The following is a 20,369-nucleotide window of genomic DNA, read 5'->3' as shown; positions in this document are numbered from 1 at the left end:
TTATGAAAAACGTAACTAAAACAATTTACCTAATGCTTTTTGCCTTTTTGGGAATCGTATCCACAGGCTGTAGCAGTGATGATGACAATATTGAACCGATTCCCCCGGTACAAGAAGGATTGGATCCAGATGATTTCCAGGGAGAAGTAAGCGAAGATTTGACTTTGGACGCTTCTGAAACTTATCATCTTACTGGAGAACTTTCTGTACTATCTGGTGCTACTCTTACAATTCCTGCCGGAACACAATTTATTGCCGATACAGATGTTAATGACGACAATCCTGCAACCGGGGTATATATCGCCGTGCAAAAAGGAGGTAAAATAAATATTCTGGGGACAGCTTCTAATCCTGTTGTAATGTCTTCTTCCTCGGGTGAGGCTGGAAGTTGGGGAGGTCTCCTTATTGCCGGTAATGGCGAAACTACAGCTGGAATAGATGTAACTGCCGAAGTCGCAAACCTTGTTTACGGTGGCTCAAATCCTGCAGACAATTCGGGTTCAATTAAATATCTTATCCTTTCTGATGCCGGTGCACAAATCGATGCAGAATCACAATATAATGGACTTTCTCTTTATGCTGTTGGTTCCGGAACTACAATTGAGAATATTGCTATCATGAACGGAGCCGATGACGGAGTAGAGTTCTACGGAGGTTCTGTATCTGCCACTAATCTTTATCTTGAAAATAACGAAGATGACGCTGTAGACTGGACCGAAGGATGGGATGGTGCCGTAGAAAATGTTTATATATATCACACTATTGAGAATTTCTCTACCGCTATTGAAGCTGATGGAGAAAACGGAAATCCTACCATTACCAATTTTACCGCTGTTTCTACTACCGGTGGAACTGCGCTGCAATTCAAAAAACTTTCGGGAGCAACCATAACAGGTCTTTCATTATCCGGATATGAAACTAATATTGATATCACAGAGGAGGGAAGAACAGATCTATCCGGAATTAAGATCGAAGGAGAAGATGCAGATGTTGATGCTGCTTACGATGCCGCACCAACTGTTGATGTAGAATTATTTAATTGGGTTGACTAAAAAATTAGATTGTAGGGGGTCTAATTACTAAGTTGATTTTCGAAGAGAAGGCTGCCCAACGGTAGCCTTTTCTGTTTTATTGCACACAATTATACATTTAACAGTTCGCCAAGAAAAATTTGGTGCGGTTTTTGAATTTTTTATTGTAATTTTGAAATGATACCGTATTGAAAATGAAACAACTCTACTTGTACCCTCTTATGATCATTGGTTTTTTGCTCTTTGCGAACCCGGCCTCTGCACAGGTATCACCACCCGAACCTCCTGCAAAAGAAGTTCCCATTGATGGTCTTTCAATTTTTCCTAACCCTGCTACCGGCCAGAAGGTGTATATTAATACTAAAGCAGGAAAAGCTAAAAGAGTTGAGATTTATAATGTTTTGGGCAACAATGTCCTTTCTTCCCAGTTAACAGGAAATGAACTAAATATTTCCAATCTTGAACCCGGGGTCTACATAATGAAGATCCAGGAAGGCAAGAGCTCTGCCACCCGTAAGTTGGTAGTACGATAAAAATATCCATTAAATTATTCTTTAACTTTGCGGCTTCAGCATGAAGAAGCCTCAAGACATTTTTTCCATTACTACTGCCGCGGAATTTGAAGAAAAGTCACTGCAGGTATTCCAATATCAATATTTGAAAAATGAAGTCTACCGAAGCTTTTCCGATTTACTAGGCCGAAACCCTGAAAATGTTAACAGCTTAAAAAAAATTCCTTTTTTACCAATTGAATTTTTTAAATCTCACAAGATCATTTCTTCTGGTAACCGGGAAGAGATCATCTTCAGCAGCAGTGGTACGACGGGACAACAAACCAGCAAACATTACGTAACTGATCTCTCATTATATGAGGAAAGTTTCCGCAGGGGTTTCACACATTTCTACGGCAATGTGGAAAATTATGCTGTGCTCGCACTTCTTCCGTCCTATCTTGAACGGGAAGGTTCATCACTAATCTACATGGTGCAGGATCTTATTGCGAAGAGCAAAAATCCGGCAAGTGGTTTTTACCTCCACAACTTAGATACCCTCGTCGAAAACCTGAAGGCTCTGGAGCAAAAGAAACAAAAAACTTTGCTCATTGGGGTTTCTTTTGCTTTACTCGATTTGGCCGAAAAATTCAACCTGGACCTGAAGCATACCGTTATAATGGAAACCGGGGGCATGAAAGGTCGCAGAAAAGAAATGATTCGGGCAGAGTTGCATGAGACCTTGAAGCAGGGACTTGGTGTGGAACAGATTCACAGTGAGTATGGAATGACCGAACTCCTTTCCCAGGCATATGCTCTCAAAAATGGCATTTTTGAATGCCCTCCCTGGATGCAAATCCTCATTCGTGATCCCGAAGATGCCTTGACCCTTTTACCCAAGAAAAAATCCGGTGGAATAAACGTCATTGATCTGGCAAATATCAACTCCTGTTCCTTTATCGCAACACAGGATCTGGGAAAGAATTTCGACAATGGAAAGACTGAAATACTAGGCCGTTTCGACCACAGTGACATTAGAGGATGTAACCTAATGGTTTTTTAACAAAAAAAAAAGACATTCCCGCTGTAAGGAACTGAATTTCTGCCGACTTACTTAACGGTTAGATTATGTTTTCATAATTGGTTGGTTAGTTAGGAGCCCCCTTCGCCTCAACGGTAAGGGGGTTTCTTATTTATTCCACCCTTATTATATAAGTGTTTCTTTTCCCTTTGTTGATAATCACATATTTGTTATTCAAAAGATCATCTGTCGTGATGACGTAATCTTCCGATACTTTTTCTTTATTCACCGAAATTGAATTTTCTTTTAAAGCTCTCCGGGCCTCTCCATTTGAGTTAAGGAATTCTGTTTTTGCTGAAAGTGCTGCGATCATATCCAATCCTGCCTCCACGTCTTCACGATCAACCTTTGCCTGAGGCACACCTTCAAAAACATCCAGGAAAGTAGCTTCATTCAGTTTTTTAAGATCCTGGGCTGTACTTTTGCCAAAGAGAACTTCAGAAGCTTTTACGGCATTCTCATACTCTTCGTACGAATGTACCATCACCGTAATCTCTTCGGCCAGTCTTCGCTGCAACTCCCTTAGGTGCGGTGCTTCTTTGTGTTTAACAACGAGTTGCTCAATTTCCTCTTTTGAAAGAAAAGTAAATATTTTTATAAATCTTTCCGCGTCTTCATCGCTGGTATTGAGCCAGTACTGGTAAAACCTGTAGGGTGAAGTACGTGAAGGGTCGAGCCAAATATTTCCGGCTTCGGTTTTACCGAATTTAGTGCCGTCGGCTTTAGTGATCAACGGGCAGGTCAAAGCGTACCCTTTTCCGTCACCTATTCTACGAATGAGTTCGGTTCCTGTGGTAATATTCCCCCACTGGTCACTACCACCCATTTGCAGCGTGCAATCCAGCTCTCTGTATAGATGCAGGAAATCATAACCTTGAACCAACTGGTAGGTAAACTCGGTAAATGACATTCCTTCTGAAGAATCTGAAGACAAACGTTTTTTCACGCTGTCCTTGGACATCATGTAATTGACAGTAATATGTTTTCCCACATCCCTGATGAAATCAAGAAAACTAAAATCTTTCATCCAATCATAATTATTCACCATCACCGCTGCATTGTCTGCATCACTTTCAAAATCAAGAAATTTTGACAGCTGATTTTTAAGGGCATTCTGGTTTTGTAGAAGAGTAGCTTCGGTAAGAAGATTACGTTCATTGGATTTGCCTGAAGGATCACCTATCATTCCTGTAGCGCCACCCACCAAAGCCACCGGGCGATGTCCAGCCTGTTGAAAATGTTTGAGCATCATCACACCAACTAAGTGTCCTATGTGTAAAGAATCGGCAGTAGGATCAATTCCTACGTAGGCAGACCTAAGACCATCCATAAGATGTTCTTTGGTGCCCGGCATTACATCGTGAATCATTCCTCTCCAGCGCAATTCGTCTACAAAATTCTTATTCATAATCTTTCTTTTGAAGTAAAAACAGCCGTAAAGATACCATAAAGCTTCATTTTTCCTAAGTGGTTTTAGCTATATTTACCTCATGATTTTAGTTACCGGAGGCACAGGCTTAGTAGGTTCACATTTACTGCTTGATCTTGTAAAGACAGGAAAACATGTTCGCGCGATCTACCGTACAGTAGAAAGTTTACAAAATGTCAAAAATGTCTTTTTATATACAAATTCTGAAGCTGAGGCTAACCGTCTTTTTTCCTCTATTGAGTGGCAAATAGCAGACATTACAGATGTTCCTTCTTTAAAAAACATTTTCAAAAATGTTGACCGGGTATATCACTGCGCCGCATTGGTCACTTTTGACACCTCTAAAGATGCCGAATTAAGGAAGGTAAATATTGAAGGTTCGGCTAATATTGTCAACTTCTGCATCAAAAATAAGGTGGAGAAATTATGTTTTGTAAGTTCCATTGCCTCTTTAGACAAAAAGCCGGGACAAAAGGAAATAAAAGAATTATCCTTCTGGAACAAGGAGCTCAACCACAGCATGTATGCGATCACAAAATATGGTGCAGAAATGGAAGTGTGGCGGGCAAGTCAGGAAGGTGTGCCAGTAGTGATAGTCAATCCCGGAGTGATTATTGGACCGGGATTCTGGGACAGTGGAAGTGGTAAGATCTTTAAAAAAATTGAACAGGGTCTCGATTATTACATTCCGAAAACTACGGGATTTGTAGGGGTTTGGGATGTAGTCAAAGCAATGCAGGAGCTAATGAGCTCCCCTGTCAAAAATGAAGAATTTATTGTAGTTTCAGAAAATTTACCCTTTAAAGAGGTTTTCTATATGACAGCCAGAATCCTGGATAAACCCTTACCCTCGAAAAAACTAAAGAAATGGATGGTATTCACAGGATGGCTTTGGCAGGAATTTTCAGGGTTGTTTTCCAGTAAAGAAAAACAACTGGAGATGAGGTCCCTAAAAAGCCTTTTTGACAGTACTTTTTATTCTTCAGCAAAAATAAAGGAACAAACTGGCTTTGAATTTGAACCCATTTTGAAAGTTATTGAAAAAACTGCTGCATGCTTCCGGAAAGATGTTCAGAAGTAAGGTCTACTGTTGCATTCTACTTCTTGATACAGGCAAGGGACGTTCCCGACCAGTTGGCTGGGGCAGGAGAGAGTCGTTTTTAAAATCACGGGGAATGATTGAATCCTTTTTGATATTTCTCAAAGAATCTCTTTTCTTTTCTTCTATTTCCCGGATTGAATCGAATTCGGCCATCAATAACTCCAGTCTCTCCTTTACCTTTTCATATATTCTTTTGTACTGTTTATAATTTTGGGCATAATATTCATTACTCCGGACGATCTGTATGCTGTCAATCTTAAATTTTTCTGTGAGGTAGGAATAAGCATTTATCCCCTTCTCTTCCCTTAATCTCATATTATAACTCCTTGCCCCGTGAAGCAGAGAAAGCTCGGTAAGCACCTCTACCATCTTTTCTTCGGGAATGAGATTATCTGGTTTTGGGGTGCGGTTTATATCCTGGCAAGAAACCAGAACTATTAAAGCAGCCAAAACTCCCCATAATTTCTTCATTCTAGCGATCAAATTTTAATCTCTCTGCTTTTACAAAAGGAGTAAAATTGAAATTTTTATAGACAAGATTCCCATTGACAAAGGTGTGAGTTACCCGTGATTTAAAGGTAGTACCTTCAAACGGAGACCAGCCACATTTATAAATGGTATTCCCCGGCTGCACTGCCCAGGGTGCATTAAGATCTACCAATACAAGATCTGCCTTATATCCTTCTCTAATAAATCCTCTTTTCTCAATATTAAAAAGAATGGCAGGATTGTGGCACATTTTCTCAACTATTTTCTCAAGAGAAATTTTGCCCTGGTGATGCATTTGTAACATGGCAGGTAATGCATGTTGTACCAACGGTCCCCCACTTGGGGCTTTTGTATATACGTTTTTCTTTTCCTCGCGGGTATGTGGGGCATGATCTGTCGCAATCACGTCAATTTTGTCTTCTATTAACCCTTTCAATAAAGCCTCCTGATCTTTTGCGGTCTTAACAGCAGGATTCCATTTTATAAAGGTTCCTTTATTTTGATAATCACTATCATTAAACCAAAGGTGATGCACGCAAACTTCGGCAGTGATCATTTTGTCCTTCAGTGGTTTTTTACTGTCAAATAGTTTAAGCTCTTTTGCAGTAGATAAGTGGAACACGTGTAATCTAGCCCCGGTTTTTTTAGCCAGGGCCACGGCCTTTGATGAAGATATAAAACATGCTTCTTCACTGCGGATTTTAGGGTGCAGCTCAATAGGAATATCCTCTCCATATCTCTCAATACACTCCTGTAAATTGTTTTGGATTGTTTTCTCATCCTCACAATGAGCGGCAATCAATACAGGAGATTCCTTGAAGATCTTTTCCAACACTTTTTCGTCATCTACGAGCATATTCCCGGTTGACGAGCCGAGAAAAAGTTTTAAAGCAGGAACTTTTTTAGGGTCAATCTTTTTTATCTCCTCCAGGTTATCATTAGTTCCACCGAACATAAATCCATAGTTGGCATAAGAGGAACTTTCTGCTATTTTATATTTTTCTTCAAGCAGTTCAATTGTAGTGGTTTGGGGTTGAGTATTGGGCATCTCAAAAAAGGAGGTAATTCCTCCTGCCACCGCTGCTTTAGAACCGGTTTCAATCGTCTCCTTGTGGGTTAGACCAGGCTCTCTAAAATGCACCTGATCATCAATTAATCCAGGAAGAAGATAATTCCCTTCGGCATCTATGATATTCAAATTTGCAGATTTAGCGCTTATACTTGATGCAATCTCTGTAATAACTCCATCTTCAATAAACACATCCCCTTCAACGATAGAACCTTCATTGACAATTTTTGCATTCTTAATTAATACCTTCTTCATTATATCGTCATCTTGTTAAACAGACTTTTTACTTTCATTTTTATAACTCCAAACACAGCTTCCCAAATAATTGATCCACTCATTTTTGAAGTTCCGCGAGTCCTGTCGGTAAATATTACCGGAACTTCAACGATCCTAAATTCGGCCAGATAAGCCTTGAATTTCATCTCGATTTGAAATGCATATCCTACAAACTGTATTTTGTCGAGATGTATCCTCTCGAGTACTTCTCTTTTATAACATACATAACCTGCCGTGGTATCTGCCACGGGCATGGCCGTAATAAAACGTACGTACTTAGACGCTAGCCAGGAAAGCAATACCCTGCTCATTGGCCAATTCACCACATTCACTCCGGTTTTATAACGGGATCCTACAGCAACATGGGCTCCTCGCCGCCTACAGGCGTTATACAACCGTATCAAATCATTGGGGTTGTGGGAAAAATCGGCATCCATTTGAAAAACGTATTTATAATCCCTTAACAGAACCCATTCAAAACCTTTAATGTAAGCAGTGCCCAAACCAGACTTTCCCTTTCTTTCAATTAAAAATAATTGATCTTTATAGGCCGGCTGAAGGGATTTTACAATCCCTGCGGTTCCATCGGGAGAATTATCGTCCACCACCAAAACATGAAAATTGCGCTGAAGAGAAAAGACATTTTTAATGATCTTTTCAATATTCTCTTTTTCGTTGTAGGTGGGTATAATAACAATCCCATCTGGCATAAAATTCTTTTGGACAAATGTAACTATTTTTAAAGTTTAGGATGAAGTTTCAAACTTCTTTTAATCGTATAAATCCTACCTTTGTAGAAAACTGTTTTTATTGGAAGCTATAGAAAGACATGCGGTTTCACAAGACTGGATTACCCTGGTACTGGTATTGGTTTTTGGACTGCTGGTTATTGCGAAATATACCTTCTCTCAACGGTTTGCCCACTTCAGTATGCTGTTCGCTACAGACAAATATCTTCTCTTAAAGGGAAAAGATCCTAACCTTTTTCATCCCTTTAACCTCTTGCTGTTTGCTGTAAATGTTTTTTCTGCAGGGCTTTTTATCTTTATTTTTTATCTCACTTTTACAGAAACTTACCCCGACCGGCCAATGGTAATCTTTCTGAGAATCATTACTGCATATACAACTTTTGTTCTTTTGAAATTTTCCCTCGAAAAGATCCTGGCAGATGTAATCTCCGTAAATAACAAAATGGATTATTATCTGTTCTATAAATTGAGTTACCGGAATTTTATGGCTTTAATACTGCTCCCGGTAAGCGTGTTCTTTGTATATACCTGGGAACCAACCCGGCTGGTGCTTTACATTCTTTTAGGCCTCATCTTACTCATAAATTTAGTCACTTTACTAAGCGTCATTATTAAAAACCGGCAGTACATTTCGAGCAATTGGTTTTATTTTATTTTGTATCTTTGCGCTCTTGAAATTGGGCCCTATTATATTTTATATAAGCTGGTTACCAAGTTCCAGGGTGAATAAAAAAAAAGTGTATGAAAGTGAAAACAATTTTGGTTTCTCAACCAGAGCCGAAGGTTGAAAATTCTCCTTATTTTGATCTTGAAGAAAAACAGAAAGTAAAAATAGATTTTATTCCCTTTATTCACGTTGAGGGAGTTTCTTCAAAGGATGTAAGACAACAAAAAGTTGATCTTTCAAATTACACAGCCATTATTCTCACCAGCCGTAATTCAGTTGATCACTTCTTTAGAATTGCTGAAGAAATGAGATTTAAGGTGCCCGATACTCTTAAATACTTTTGCCAAAGTGAAGCAGTAGCCTATTATCTACAAAAGTACGTTGTTTACCGAAAGCGAAAGATCTATGTAGGTAAACGGACTTTTGCTGAACTTTCTCCACTTATTAAAAAGTATAAAAACGAAAAATTTCTTTTACCATCTTCAGATATGCTGAAGCCAGACGTACCAAAAACCCTGAATAAATTGGGAGTTGACTGGAAAAAAGCAATATTTTATAAGACGGTTGTGAGTGACCTTTCACACCTAAGGGAGGTGTTTTATGACATTCTGGTTTTCTTTAGTCCCAGCGGAATTAAATCTCTTTTCGAGAACTTTCCGGATTTTAAACAAAATGACACCAAGATTGCAGTTTTTGGAAACACTACAGTGAAGGCAGCCAAAGACCATGGATTAGTGGTGAACATACAGGCTCCCACCCCTCAAACCCCTTCTATGACTATGGCTCTAGAAAAATATATTAAGGAACAAAACAAAAAGCCCTAATTAGATTTCTAAATAGTGCATAAAAAAACCGGCAATTGCCGGTTTTTTTATGCACTATTCTCTCCTTTATGATACTTTGGGAGCGCCTGAAAGTATTTCTTTATTAGCTTGTTTTTCAAATTTTTCGAAGTTCTGCTGAAAGAAATTGGCAAGTTGGTTCGCCTTCTGGTCATAAGCTTCCTTTTCCTTCCACGTATTTCGTGGATTTAATACTTTAGAAGGAACATTTTCACATTCAACCGGCATCTGTAAACCAAAAACAGGATGCTCAACATATTCTACATCATCAAGTTTTCCTTCCAGTGCAGAGGAGATCATTTCCCGCGTGTAGCGGAGTTTCATCCTGGAACCAACTCCGTGAGGACCTCCCGTCCAACCTGTATTTACCAGCCAGACATTTACATTATTCTCCTTCATTTTTGCACTCAGCATCTCGGCATAACGTGTGGGGTGCAACGGCATAAAAGGTGCACCAAAACACGCAGAGAAACTTGGAATTGGTTCGTCAACCCCGTCTTCAGTTCCCGCAACTTTTGCTGTATAACCACTAATAAAATGGTATGCGGCCTGCCCCGGTGTTAATTTGCTTATTGGAGGCAGTACCCCAAATGCATCTGCAGTAAGAAAGAAGATATTTTTCGGGTTTTCTCCAATAGAAGGCTCCTGGATATTATCGATATGATGAATAGGATAACTTACCCTGGTATTGGGTGTAATATCTGTACTTTCAAAATCCACATCTCCATTTTTATCAAGTACTACGTTTTCCAGAATAGCTCCGGGCTTAATGGCCCTGTAGATATCCGGCTCGTTTTCCTCCGTAAGGTTGATCACCTTTGCGTAACAGCCTCCTTCAAAATTAAATACTTTGTTCTCTTTTGTCCACCCATGTTCGTCGTCCCCAATAAGCCGTCTTTCAGGATCTGCAGAAAGAGTAGTCTTTCCTGTACCCGATAGTCCAAAAAAGATAGCTGTATCTCCATCCTCTCCTACATTGGCAGAACAGTGCATGGGTAGCGTATTTTTATCAACAGGTAAAATAAAATTAAGAGCAGAGAAAATACCCTTCTTAATCTCCCCGGTATATCCGGTTCCACCAATTAAAGCAATTTTTTTAGTGAAATTTAAAATTGCAAAGTTATGTTGTCTTGTTCCATCAACTTCGGGATCGGCCATAAAACCTGGAGCATTAAGCACCAACCAATCCTCTTTAAAGTTATCAAGTTCTCTGTCGTCTGGTCTAAGGAACATGTTGTAGGCGAACAAATTTGACCACGGATATTCATTTATTACCCGAATATTAAGCCGGTAGTCCACGTCTGCACAGGCATAAGAATCTCTGGCAAATACTTCTTTTCCTGAAAGATAGTCGGTCACTTTGTCGTATAACGCATCAAACTTATCGGGATCAAAAGGAATATTTATATTTCCCCACCATACTTTATCTTTTGTAATATCATCTTCTACAATAAAACGGTCTTTGGGAGACCGGCCGGTAAATTCCCCCGTATTCACAGCCAGGGCTCCCGAAGAAGCTTCAACTCCCTGTCCTTTCTCAATAGTAATTTCATGAAGTTCTTGAGGAGTAAGCTGATAGTTAATTTCGGCATTATTAATACCATACTTTTCCAGCGCAATCGTTTTCGTAAATTGTTTTTTAGCCAACATAAAAAGTTTAGTTGTGTGATTTGTTTAGGGGAACAAAAGTAGAAAACTTTATAAATATTCAGCCGGAGCTATTTTCTTTTATTTATTTTTTAACTTAAAGAAGCTAATTAACAATATTATCCAGGCAGCAATCAATAAGGTTCCACCTATGGGAGTAATTGGGCCAATTACCCCGAAATCGAAGGACGTCAGGCTATTGGTAGCCAAAAGATAGATAGAGCCCGAAAAAAAGAAAACCCCAAAAAGTGTTAAGTAGAAGCAAATTCTTTTAACTTTTTCTGAAGCCACAGGCAACCCTCCCAGGAATAACAAGAATAAAGCGTGATACATTTGATAACGTACTCCGGTTTCAAATGTTTGCATTTTTTCAACACCCAAGAGCGGCTTTAGACCGTGAGCGGCAAAAGCCCCGAGAATTATCGCGATTATGCCAAAAATTGTACCCCAAATCAACAAACTCTTGTTCATACTATATTTTTAAAGACGCGATCAATTAATTAAATTCGTTGTCCAAACAAACAACAAACAAAGCCAAAGTTAAGCCTTATGCGTAAAATTCTCATTATTGGTGCAGGTAAATCTACCTCTGTACTTATCGATTATTTACTTAAAAAATCTGAAGTTGAAAACCTTCAGCTCATTATTGGAGATCTGGAAGTGAAAAATGCCGAAAAAATGGTCGGTAAACATGCCAGGGCGAAAGCTATCTCCCTTGACATCTTTAACAGTGGAGAAAGGGAAAAGGCGATTCAAGATTCAGATATCATAATCTCCATGCTTCCGGCAAGATTTCATATTGAAGTGGCAAAAGATTGCCTCAGCTTAGGAAAAAACTTGGTTACTGCCTCGTATATAAGTGAGGAGATGAAACAGCTTGATGAGGCCGTAAAAAAGAAAGGACTGGTCTTTATGAACGAAATTGGAGTTGATCCCGGTATTGATCACATGAGTGCTATGCAGGTTATAGACCGTATACGCGAAAAGGGAGGAAAGATGCTGCTTTTTGAATCTTTCACCGGCGGACTTGTCGCTCCTGAAAGTGACACAAACTTGTGGAACTATAAATTCACCTGGAATCCCCGAAACGTGGTAGTAGCAGGACAGGGCGGAGTTGCCAAATTCCTGCAGGAGGGGAAATTCAAATATATTCCATACAACCGTCTCTTTAGAAGAACCGAATTCCTTCATGTAAAAGACTATGGGAAATTTGAAGTTTATGCTAATCGCAACTCCCTCCAGTATAAAAACATTTACGGCCTTGATGACATCCTAACCCTGTATCGTGGTACAATTAGACGAGTAGGCTTCAGCCGTGCCTGGAACATGTTCGTACAGCTTGGAATGACAGATGACAGCTACACCATGGAAAATTCCGAAGAAATGAGCTACCGGGATTTTATAAATTCCTTTTTACCATATTCTCCTACAGATTCGGTGGAACTAAAATTTCGTCATAATCTGAAAATTGATCAGGATGATATTATGTGGGATAAACTAATGGAGTTGGATATTTTTAATTCTAATAAAAAAGTTGGTCTCAAAAATGCAACCCCGGCAGAAATTCTTCAGAAAATCCTGATGGAAAAATGGAGCCTCTCTAACGATGATAAGGATATGATAGTAATGTACCACAAGTTCGGTTTTGAGATCAATGGAGAAAAGAAGCAGATAGATGCAACTATGGTAAACATTGGTGAGGACCAAACCAGTACTGCAATGGCGAGAACAGTAGGGCTACCCGTGGCTATTGCTGCACTAAAAATCCTCAACGGCACTATTTCCACTCCCGGAGTTCAAATTCCTATTACAAAAGAAGTCTATGATCCAATTTTGAAAGAGCTCGCAGAAAATGGGATCACCTTTAGAGAAGAGGAGAAAGAATACCTGGGATATAACCCTTTTGGAGAGGTAGGAAATTGATCTTGTTCTGTTTTCCCTGATCCTTATCAGGTTCTGAGAATTTTAAACCTTTTAATTTGGACTAATTCTGAATAAGATATACATTTGTCGACAATGAACCTGCTGTACAAGTCATATTTCTTTGCCTCCTACCAGTGCGATCACAGTCGTAGCTTTTACATCGACTTTGGGCATAAACAGATAAAACTAAGTTTTTGTCAACTTTTGGCTATCCGGCAAAAATTGCAGGCAATTGATATTTCTTCTCATTTTGACATGGATCTAAATTCCGGCGGTATTGAAATTCTATCACTCTGTAACCGGGAACATTTGTTTGTTTTTGACACCTTACAAGTAATTGATTTAAAGCAACTTATTAAAGCTACTTTTGGAATCCTGGAGCTAAACTCACTTGTCGCTCATTAATTATATTAAAATTTAGATTAAGTATAAATTCCTCTGCTTTCTAAGAAAGCAGTTTTCTTTTCGTATTTTTAAAAAAAGAATAAATATGAAAGATATAGTAAGACAGAAAATAGGAATAAATGTAGATGTAATGGATCTGCTCAATGAACAGATCGCCAAAGAAGCACATTCCTCCTCGGTCTATTTGGCAATGGCTTCATGGTGTGATCACAATGGATTTTCATATAGCGCAGAATTCTTCTACAAGCAATCGGCAGAAGAGCGGGAGCACATGCTCAAGATCTTTAAATTCATAAATGAAAATGGAGGTACCGCTTATTCTCCCCAGGTGAGCAACATCAGCCATGAATACAACTCCCTCCAGGATATTTTCGAAACGGCGCTGGACCAGGAAATTCAAATTTCGAAATCCATCAACAATATCGTCACGAAATGTCGAAAGGTACAGGACTATGGTTCTGAAAGCTTTCTACAATGGTTTATACAGGAACAAATGGAGGAAGAAAATCAGTTCCGTCGAATTCTGGAAATGTTTGACCTTATGGGAACAGATGGTCTTGCTCTTAAATTCATTGACGAACGTATCAAGCACGACTAGATCAATAATTAATCTCATTTAATAGAAAAAGGACGCCATTTGGCGTCCTTTTTTACTTGTATTATAAGTTGATCGTTATTCTCTACCCAAATAAATACTCAGGAAATACAACAAAGTTGCAAGAGAACCAATCGCAGCTACTACATAAGTACGGGCGGCCCATTTAAGGGAGTCCTCTGCCGCATTGTGTTCCTGTGCATTCAACATGTTTTCTGTTTCAAGCCAAACAAGAGCTCTCTTACTGGCATCATACTCTACCGGAAGGGTGATAAAACTAAAAAGTGTTCCCATCCCATAAAGAATTATACCTATAAGCAATACCGTTTGTCCCACTCCTACAGAAACCATGGTCATAAGGATCAAACCTCCAAAAATTGCCCACTGTGAAAATTGAGATGCCACCTGTACCACGGGCACCAGCTGACTTCTCATTTTTAACCAACTATAAGCGTTGGCATGTTGAATGGCATGTCCCACTTCATGAGCTGCCACTGCTGCCGCTGCGGCATTTCTTTGAGTATACACTGCTTCACTAAGGTTAACCGTTTTCTTAGAAGGGTTATAGTGATCTGTTAACTGCCCCGGAGTAGAAATCACTTTAACATCATTGATCCCGTTATCCCTAAGCATTTTTTCGGCAATCTCACGACCACTCATCCCGTTTTGCAGGTGCACCTTTGAATAGTGCTTAAATTTGCTCTTTAATTTATTACTAACATAAAGACTCACTACAAAGATGAGTCCGGCAATGATATAATATCCTATCATAGTTTTAAAAGTTGTTTAATTTAAATCTTAATAACAAAAATCCAGCCAATTTTCATTTTTTCCTGAAACTGAAATTATGTCTTATTCCGCTGCTGCTGCGGAATTTCGGAAAGCTTCTAACCCACAATGTTGACGATTTTTCCGGGCACTATAATTACCTTTTTGGGAGTGCGCCCGTCAAGCTGCTGTTGGGTTTTCTCATGCGCCATCACGGTCTTTTCTATCTCCTGCGGACTCATATCCAGCGGAAGTTCCATGGTAAATCTCATCTTCCCGTTAAATGAAATCGGATATTCCTTCGTGCTTTCAATCAGGTATTTTTCCTCATAAACGGGATAGGTTGCCGTAGTGACCGAAGTGTCATGTCCCAGCTTCTGCCAAAGTTCTTCGGCAATGTGCGGGGCATAAGGTGCAATAAGTACCGTAAGCGGCTCAAGCACCTCTCTAAAATGGCATTTTTGAGAGGTAAGTTCGTTGACACAAATCATAAAAGTACTAACGGAAGTATTAAAGCTGAAGTTCTCTATATCCTCTGTCACCTTTTTAATAGTCTTGTGCAGGGATTTTAGAGAATCGGCTGAAGCTTTTCCCTCACTCACATTGAGATTGTTGTCTTCATTATGATAAAGCTTCCAAAGCTTCTTGAGGAAGTTATGCACGCCCGTGATCCCGGCAGTATTCCATGGCTTGGCCTGTTCCAGCGGACCAAGGAACATTTCGTACATCCTTAATGTGTCAGCTCCGTAATTATCACAAATGTCATCGGGATTGACCACATTGTATTTAGATTTGGACATCTTCTCTACTTCCCGACCAACTATGTATTTACCATCTTCGGTAATGAATTCTGCATCAGCGAATTCGGGTCTCCATTTTTTAAAAGCTTCTATTTCCAGCTCATCAGATGAATTTACCATGGAAACATCAGCGTGAATAGGCTGCACATCCTTCCCCTCGACCAAATTTTTGGATAAGAATTTATTCTCTCCTTCCGACCTGTACACGAAAGCACTGGTCCCCAGGATCATCCCCTGGTTGATCAATTTTTTGAAGGGTTCTTCAACGGCCAAAAAACCACGATCTTTTAAGAAATTTGTCCAGAACCTGGAGTACAACAAATGACCGGTTGCGTGCTCACTTCCGCCAATGTACAGGTCTACATTTTCCCAGTATTGCAGCGCTTTTTCAGAAGCAAACCGCTCCTCATTGTGAGGATCCATGTATCTGAACAAATACCAGGAACTTCCCGCCCAACCCGGCATCGTGTTTAATTCAAGAGGAAAAACAGTTTTATGGTCGATCTTCGAATTTTCTACTACCTCATTCTTCTCTGCGTCCCAAGCCCAGTCTGTAGCGTTTCCTAAAGGTGGCTCCCCTGTTTCTGTAGGTAAGTATTTTTCTACCTCGGGAAGACGCAGCGGCAAATGCTCTTTTTCGATCATCTTTGGCAGGCCATCAACGTAATAAACCGGGAAAGGTTCTCCCCAATATCTTTGTCGGCTGAATACCGCGTCCCTCAACCGGTAATTTGTTTTTCCTTTCCCCTGCCCGATTCTCTCCAGCTCTAGAATGGCTTTTTGAAGAGCCGCTTTATATTCAAGTCCGCTAAGGAATTCTGAATTTGAAATCACAGTTCCTTCCTTGCCCGAAAAGGCTTCTTCAGAAATATCTACATTCTCAAAAATATTCCTGATTGGCAGATCAAAATGTTTCGCAAATTCGTAGTCTCTTTGATCCCCACATGGAACCGCCATGACAGCCCCTGTACCGTATCCTGCCAATACGTAATCTCCAATCCAGATTGGCACCGGCTCTTTAGTAAAAGGATGTTCGGCATAAGCTCCCGTGAAAACTCCGCTAATGGTCTTCACATCGGCCATTCGTTCGCGCTCGCTGCGTTTTGCGGTTGCTTGGACGTAAGCTTCAACTTCTTCTTTATGCTCGGGAGTAGTGATCTTCTCCACCAACTCATGCTCGGGAGCAAGGGTCATAAAAGTCACCCCGTAAATTGTATCAGGTCTTGTGGTGAATACCGGAATCTTGAACTTTGAATTTTGAACTTTGAATTCTACTAAGGCTCCCACCGATTTCCCGATCCAGTTCCTTTGGCTCTCCTTTAAACTTTCGGTCCAGTCGATGTCATTAAGTCCCTGCAACAGTCTTTCAGCATAAGCTGAAATCCTCATGCTCCACTGGGTCATTTTCTTTCTTATGACGGGATATCCACCTCTTTCCGAAACTCCGTTCACAATCTCATCATTGGCCAGAACGGTTCCCAGTTGCGGACACCAGTTCACTTCCGTTTCGGCCAAATAAGTAAGGCGGTATTTCAGAAGAAGCTTTTGTTTTTTTTCATCAGAAAAACTGTTCCACTGGGATACAGAGAATAGTTCAACATCAGCATCACACGCCGCATTTACACCGCTGTTTCCTTCCGAAGCAAATATTTCCTCCAGTTCAGAGATTGGCCTTGCTTTTTCAGCATCATGATCGTACCAGGAATCGAAAAGCTGAATAAAGATCCACTGCGTCCATTTATAGTAGTTGGGTTCACTGGTGCGTACCTCGCGGCTCCAGTCAAAAGAAAAACCTATCTGGTCCAGCTGTTCCCTGTAGCGGTTAATGTTAGCCTCTGTTGTCAAAGCAGGGTGTTGTCCCGTCTGAATAGCGTACTGCTCGGCCGGAAGTCCAAAACTGTCGTATCCCTGCGGGTGAAGTACATTAAACCCTTTATGCCTCTTATAACGGGCATAGATGTCACTGGCAATATAGCCAAGTGGATGACCCACATGCAATCCTGCTCCCGATGGATAGGGAAACATGTCCAGCACGTAATATTTTGGTTTATCGGAGTTGTTTTCAGCTTGGAAAGTCTGGTTTTTTGCCCAGTACTCCTGCCACTTTTTTTCAATTTGATTGAAGTCGTACCTCATTTTAATGATTCAGCGTCACAATTTTACACCTCCGGAAACCTTCCGGAGCAGGGCAAAAATACGTTTAATGTACGAAAGTGAAAAGTTTGATCGTTTTAAAGAAAGGGATTGATTTACTTTCTTATTTTTACACAAATTTACGCAGCCGCCCTATGAGTTCATCTTTTGAAAAGTATCAAAAAAGACGTCTTATTTCCTCTTATTTTTCGGTCGTGATCAGTATAGCACTGGTCCTTTTTTTACTTGGATTACTGGGGCTTCTGGTGCTCAACGCCAAAAAAATAGCCGATCATTTTAAGGAACAGATCGCTCTTACTATTTACCTGAAAGATACCGCCAAAGAAGTGGAGATCACCCAGCTAAACAAAAGTCTTGCTTTAGCCGAATATACCAAGTCAACAACCTATGTCACTAAAGAAGAGGCCGCCGAGGCTCACAGTAAGGAAATAGGGGAAGATTTTATGGAGTTTTTGGGTTATAACCCCCTCCAGAATTCAATTGATGTTTATTTTAAAGCTGATTATATAAGCTCCGGGGAAATTGATACAATAGCAGAAGAGTTGACCGCAAAAGGTTTTGTAGACGAAGTGGTTTATGATAAACCGCTAATCTCCCTTCTCAATGAAAATGTGACAAAAATAAGCTTCTGGATCCTGGCCATTAGTGCCATCTTTACTTTTATAGCTGTTTTATTGATCAACAGCTCCATAAGACTCTCTGTTTATTCCAAAAGATTTATTATTAAGACGATGCAAATGGTGGGGGCTACAAAGAGGTTTATCAGGAGGCCCTTTATTCTTAAAAGTGTAAAACTTGGAATGATAGGAGCGTTTATTGCTTTAATAGGCATGGCCATTGTCCTCTATTATATGAACAAGAGTTTTCCTGAACTGGAACTTTTAAGTGATACAAGTATCCTGGCTGCATTGTTCATTGGAATTTTTCTAATGGGAGCAGTAATAACATGGCTAAGCACCTTCTTTGCCACCCAAAGATTCCTGAACTTAAAGACCGATGAGCTTTATTATTAAAACAGCTTTAAAAATGCTATTTTTGACACCTTAATAAAATCCGGGCACAGGTGGCTAAAAACAAAGACAAAATGAACAAGAATAAAAAGCCTTTACACAAGCAGGATCTCAGTTTTGTTTTCGAAAAGAAAAACTACATCGTAATGGGTATTGGTTTAGCTGTAATTGCTTTGGGTTTTATCCTTATGGCCGGTGGCGGTAGCGACGATCCCAATGTTTTTAATCCCGAAATCTACAATTTTAGAAGAATACGTCTCGCACCTGCTTTGGTGCTCATTGGTTTTGCCATTGAAATCTATGCTATTCTTCTCAACCCTCAAAAATAATAATGGAAGTTATTGATGCCATTGTTCTTGGAATAATCCAGGGACTTACTGAATTTTTGCCTGTCTCCTCAAGCGGACATCTTGAAATCGGAAAAGCTCTTTTAGGAGACCAAAGTATGCCGGAGGAGTCCTTAATGATCACCGTAGTCCTGCACTTTGCAACCGCTTTGAGTACAATTGTAGTTTTCAGGAAAGATGTGGCCGAAATTTTCCGTGGTCTATTTTCATTTAAGTGGAATGATGAAACTAAATTTTCTGTAAAGATCATTCTCTCAATGATCCCCGCAGTCATTATCGGGTTGATGTTTGAAGAAGAACTCGAATCTCTTTTTGGAGGAAATCTCACTTTTGTTGGTTTTATGCTTTTGATCACTTCCCTGTTGCTGTGGTTAGCCGACAGGGCAAAACATACCGGTAAACCTGTAAGTTACAAAGACAGTATCGTTATTGGCATCGCACAGGCCATAGCTATCTTACCCGGAATTTCAAGAAGTGGAGCCACTATTTCTACTTCTGTCCTGTTGGGTAATGACAAGGGAAAAGCCGCCCGTTTCTCCTTTCTTATGGTCGTTCCGTTAATTTTAGGAAAGATCGCTAAAGATCTCTTAAGCGGAGATCTTACCAGTACAACTATTGAACCCATGCCTCTCTTAGCCGGGTTTATTGCCGCATTTATTGCAGGTTATGCAGCCTGTACCTGGATGATCTCCCTGGTTCGTAAGAGCAAACTTTCCTACTTCGCTATTTATTGCTTCATAGTAGGAGTTATAGCGATCACTTATGAATATTACTTTGCCACCTAACAATGACTGAAGAAGAATTTAAAGCCGGACAGATCCTGTTATTCGATAAACCACTGGAATGGACCTCCTTTCAACTGGTGAACAAGGTGAGATGGCTTATAAAAAGGAACTTCAGGATAAAAAAGATCAAAGTTGGCCATGCCGGAACTTTAGATCCACTGGCTTCAGGATTACTCATTCTTTGTACCGGAAAATCAACTAAATTAATTGAAAGCCTTCAGGGGCAGGAAAAAGAATACACCGGCACCTTTACTCTTGGAGCAACGACGCCTTCCTTTGATATGGAAACCAAAGTAGATGAAACTTTTCCTACGGAACATTTGACTCCGGAAGGAATTCATGAAGCAACAAAAACCTTTTTGGGAGATATTCAGCAGCGGCCGCCTGTTTTTTCAGCCTTAAAGAAAGACGGAAAAAGGCTCTATGAGTACGCCCGAAGTGGAGAAGAGGTTGAAATTCCAACCCGTACTGTGAACATTTCAGAATTTGAGATCACCAAAATTGAGCTTCTAAAAGTACATTTTAGAGTGGTGTGCAGCAAAGGCACCTATATTCGTAGTCTCGCCTTTGATTTTGGGAAGCATCTTAACACCGGAGCATATCTTTCCTCCCTTCGCAGAACTCGTATCGGAGATTATAAAGTTGAAAATGCCTTAACAGTGGATTCGTTTGTAAATGAGTATCTTTCCCTTAAGGAGGAAACTTAAAA

Annotated in this window: 21 protein-coding genes; 13 read left to right on the top strand and 8 right to left on the bottom strand. The window is 40.0% G+C overall.

What is annotated here, in order from left to right; genetic code table 11:
• Positions 1-2 precede the first annotated feature (2 nt).
• From H148_RS0106215 to H148_RS0106205, 3 genes are all read left to right on the top strand, one after another.
• Positions 3-1,052, top strand: coding sequence for a hypothetical protein (locus tag H148_RS0106215; protein WP_029034041.1), 1,050 nt, complete (start codon positions 3-5; stop codon positions 1,050-1,052).
• A 173-nt stretch (positions 1,053-1,225) separates the two neighbouring features.
• Positions 1,226-1,564, top strand: coding sequence for a T9SS type A sorting domain-containing protein (locus H148_RS0106210; RefSeq protein ID WP_029034040.1), 339 nt, complete (start codon positions 1,226-1,228; stop codon positions 1,562-1,564).
• Between the two features lie 40 nt (positions 1,565-1,604).
• The gene (locus H148_RS0106205) at positions 1,605-2,585 is read left to right on the top strand and encodes a phenylacetate--CoA ligase family protein (RefSeq protein WP_029034039.1); all 981 of its coding nucleotides are present in this window, start codon (positions 1,605-1,607) and stop codon (positions 2,583-2,585) included.
• A 130-nt stretch (positions 2,586-2,715) separates the two neighbouring features.
• On the opposite strand, the gene tyrS is transcribed toward H148_RS0106205, so the two are convergent.
• The gene (gene tyrS, locus H148_RS0106200; protein WP_029034038.1) at positions 2,716-4,011 is read right to left on the bottom strand and encodes a tyrosine--tRNA ligase; all 1,296 of its coding nucleotides are present in this window, start codon (positions 4,009-4,011) and stop codon (positions 2,716-2,718) included.
• An 82-nt stretch (positions 4,012-4,093) separates the two neighbouring features.
• Between tyrS and H148_RS0106195 the strand changes: the two genes are divergently transcribed.
• Positions 4,094-5,113, top strand: a complete 1,020-nt coding sequence (locus tag H148_RS0106195) for an SDR family oxidoreductase (protein ID WP_029034037.1) — start codon at positions 4,094-4,096, stop codon at positions 5,111-5,113.
• A gap of 3 nt (positions 5,114-5,116) precedes the next feature.
• Here H148_RS0106195 and H148_RS17320 read toward each other — a convergent pair whose 3' ends face one another.
• The 3 genes from H148_RS17320 to H148_RS0106180 are packed head-to-tail and all read right to left on the bottom strand — an operon-like array spanning position 5,117 to position 7,678.
• On the bottom strand, positions 5,117-5,605 hold the full coding sequence (locus H148_RS17320; protein ID WP_051286241.1) for a DUF4296 domain-containing protein: 489 nt from the start codon (positions 5,603-5,605) through the stop codon (positions 5,117-5,119).
• 1 nt (position 5,606) lies between these two features.
• Entirely contained in the window at positions 5,607-6,947 is a 1,341-nt protein-coding gene (locus tag H148_RS0106185) for a dihydroorotase (protein ID WP_029034036.1), read from the bottom strand.
• Positions 6,947-7,678 carry a polyprenol monophosphomannose synthase gene (locus H148_RS0106180; protein WP_029034035.1) on the bottom strand — a complete coding sequence of 244 codons (732 nt, stop codon included), beginning with the start codon at positions 7,676-7,678 and terminating at the stop codon, positions 6,947-6,949. Before H148_RS0106180 ends, H148_RS0106185 begins: the two co-directional genes overlap by 1 nt.
• A 100-nt stretch (positions 7,679-7,778) precedes the next feature.
• On the opposite strand from H148_RS0106180, the gene H148_RS0106175 reads away from it, so the two are divergent.
• Both H148_RS0106175 and H148_RS0106170 read left to right on the top strand, forming a co-directional pair.
• Entirely contained in the window at positions 7,779-8,447 is a 669-nt protein-coding gene (locus H148_RS0106175; protein ID WP_029034034.1) for a DUF4271 domain-containing protein, read from the top strand.
• Positions 8,448-8,458: 11 nt separating this feature from the next.
• On the top strand, positions 8,459-9,208 hold the full coding sequence (locus tag H148_RS0106170) for a uroporphyrinogen-III synthase (protein WP_029034033.1): 750 nt from the start codon (positions 8,459-8,461) through the stop codon (positions 9,206-9,208).
• A gap of 66 nt (positions 9,209-9,274) precedes the next feature.
• On the opposite strand, the gene pckA is transcribed toward H148_RS0106170, so the two are convergent.
• Together pckA and H148_RS0106160 are read right to left on the bottom strand one after the other, a co-directional pair.
• A complete protein-coding gene (pckA, locus tag H148_RS0106165; RefSeq protein ID WP_029034032.1) occupies positions 9,275-10,876 on the bottom strand; it encodes a phosphoenolpyruvate carboxykinase (ATP) in 1,602 nt (533 codons plus the stop codon).
• A gap of 78 nt (positions 10,877-10,954) precedes the next feature.
• Positions 10,955-11,344 (bottom strand): DUF423 domain-containing protein, encoded by a 390-nt coding sequence (locus H148_RS0106160; RefSeq protein WP_029034031.1) that lies wholly within the window; start codon positions 11,342-11,344, stop codon positions 10,955-10,957.
• A 78-nt stretch (positions 11,345-11,422) separates the two neighbouring features.
• Between H148_RS0106160 and H148_RS0106155 the strand changes: the two genes are divergently transcribed.
• The 3 genes from H148_RS0106155 (at position 11,423) to H148_RS0106145 (ending at position 13,799) form a co-directional block, all read left to right on the top strand.
• Complete coding sequence (locus H148_RS0106155) at positions 11,423-12,796, top strand: saccharopine dehydrogenase family protein (RefSeq protein ID WP_029034030.1); 1,374 nt, start codon at positions 11,423-11,425, stop codon at positions 12,794-12,796.
• Between the two features lie 93 nt (positions 12,797-12,889).
• A complete protein-coding gene (locus H148_RS0106150) occupies positions 12,890-13,201 on the top strand; it encodes a hypothetical protein (protein WP_029034029.1) in 312 nt (103 codons plus the stop codon).
• An 85-nt stretch (positions 13,202-13,286) separates the two neighbouring features.
• On the top strand, positions 13,287-13,799 hold the full coding sequence (locus tag H148_RS0106145) for a ferritin (RefSeq protein ID WP_029034028.1): 513 nt from the start codon (positions 13,287-13,289) through the stop codon (positions 13,797-13,799).
• A gap of 75 nt (positions 13,800-13,874) precedes the next feature.
• On the opposite strand, the gene H148_RS0106140 is transcribed toward H148_RS0106145, so the two are convergent.
• Positions 13,875-14,567: a zinc metallopeptidase gene (locus tag H148_RS0106140; RefSeq protein WP_029034027.1), complete on the bottom strand. Its 693-nt coding sequence runs from the start codon at positions 14,565-14,567 to the stop codon at positions 13,875-13,877.
• Between the two features lie 116 nt (positions 14,568-14,683).
• Complete coding sequence (gene leuS / locus H148_RS0106135) at positions 14,684-17,500, bottom strand: leucine--tRNA ligase (protein WP_029034026.1); 2,817 nt, start codon at positions 17,498-17,500, stop codon at positions 14,684-14,686.
• Between the two features lie 152 nt (positions 17,501-17,652).
• Here leuS and H148_RS0106125 point away from each other — a divergent pair, with 152 nt between their 5' ends.
• From H148_RS0106125 to truB, 4 genes are all read left to right on the top strand, one after another.
• Positions 17,653-18,531: a cell division protein FtsX gene (locus H148_RS0106125; protein WP_029034025.1), complete on the top strand. Its 879-nt coding sequence runs from the start codon at positions 17,653-17,655 to the stop codon at positions 18,529-18,531.
• Between the two features lie 71 nt (positions 18,532-18,602).
• Positions 18,603-18,857: a DUF3098 domain-containing protein gene (locus tag H148_RS0106120; protein WP_029034024.1), complete on the top strand. Its 255-nt coding sequence runs from the start codon at positions 18,603-18,605 to the stop codon at positions 18,855-18,857.
• A 2-nt stretch (positions 18,858-18,859) separates the two neighbouring features.
• On the top strand, positions 18,860-19,660 hold the full coding sequence (locus H148_RS0106115; protein ID WP_029034023.1) for an undecaprenyl-diphosphate phosphatase: 801 nt from the start codon (positions 18,860-18,862) through the stop codon (positions 19,658-19,660).
• 2 nt (positions 19,661-19,662) lie between these two features.
• Positions 19,663-20,367, top strand: coding sequence for a tRNA pseudouridine(55) synthase TruB (gene truB, locus H148_RS0106110; protein WP_029034022.1), 705 nt, complete (start codon positions 19,663-19,665; stop codon positions 20,365-20,367).
• Positions 20,368-20,369 lie beyond the last annotated feature (2 nt).

The sequence above is a fragment of the Salinimicrobium terrae DSM 17865 genome, assembly GCF_000424665.1.
GTDB lineage: Bacteria > Bacteroidota > Bacteroidia > Flavobacteriales > Flavobacteriaceae > Salinimicrobium > Salinimicrobium terrae.
The sequence above is the reverse complement of the archived record's forward strand: the minus strand, read 5'-3'. Positions and strand labels throughout refer to the sequence as shown.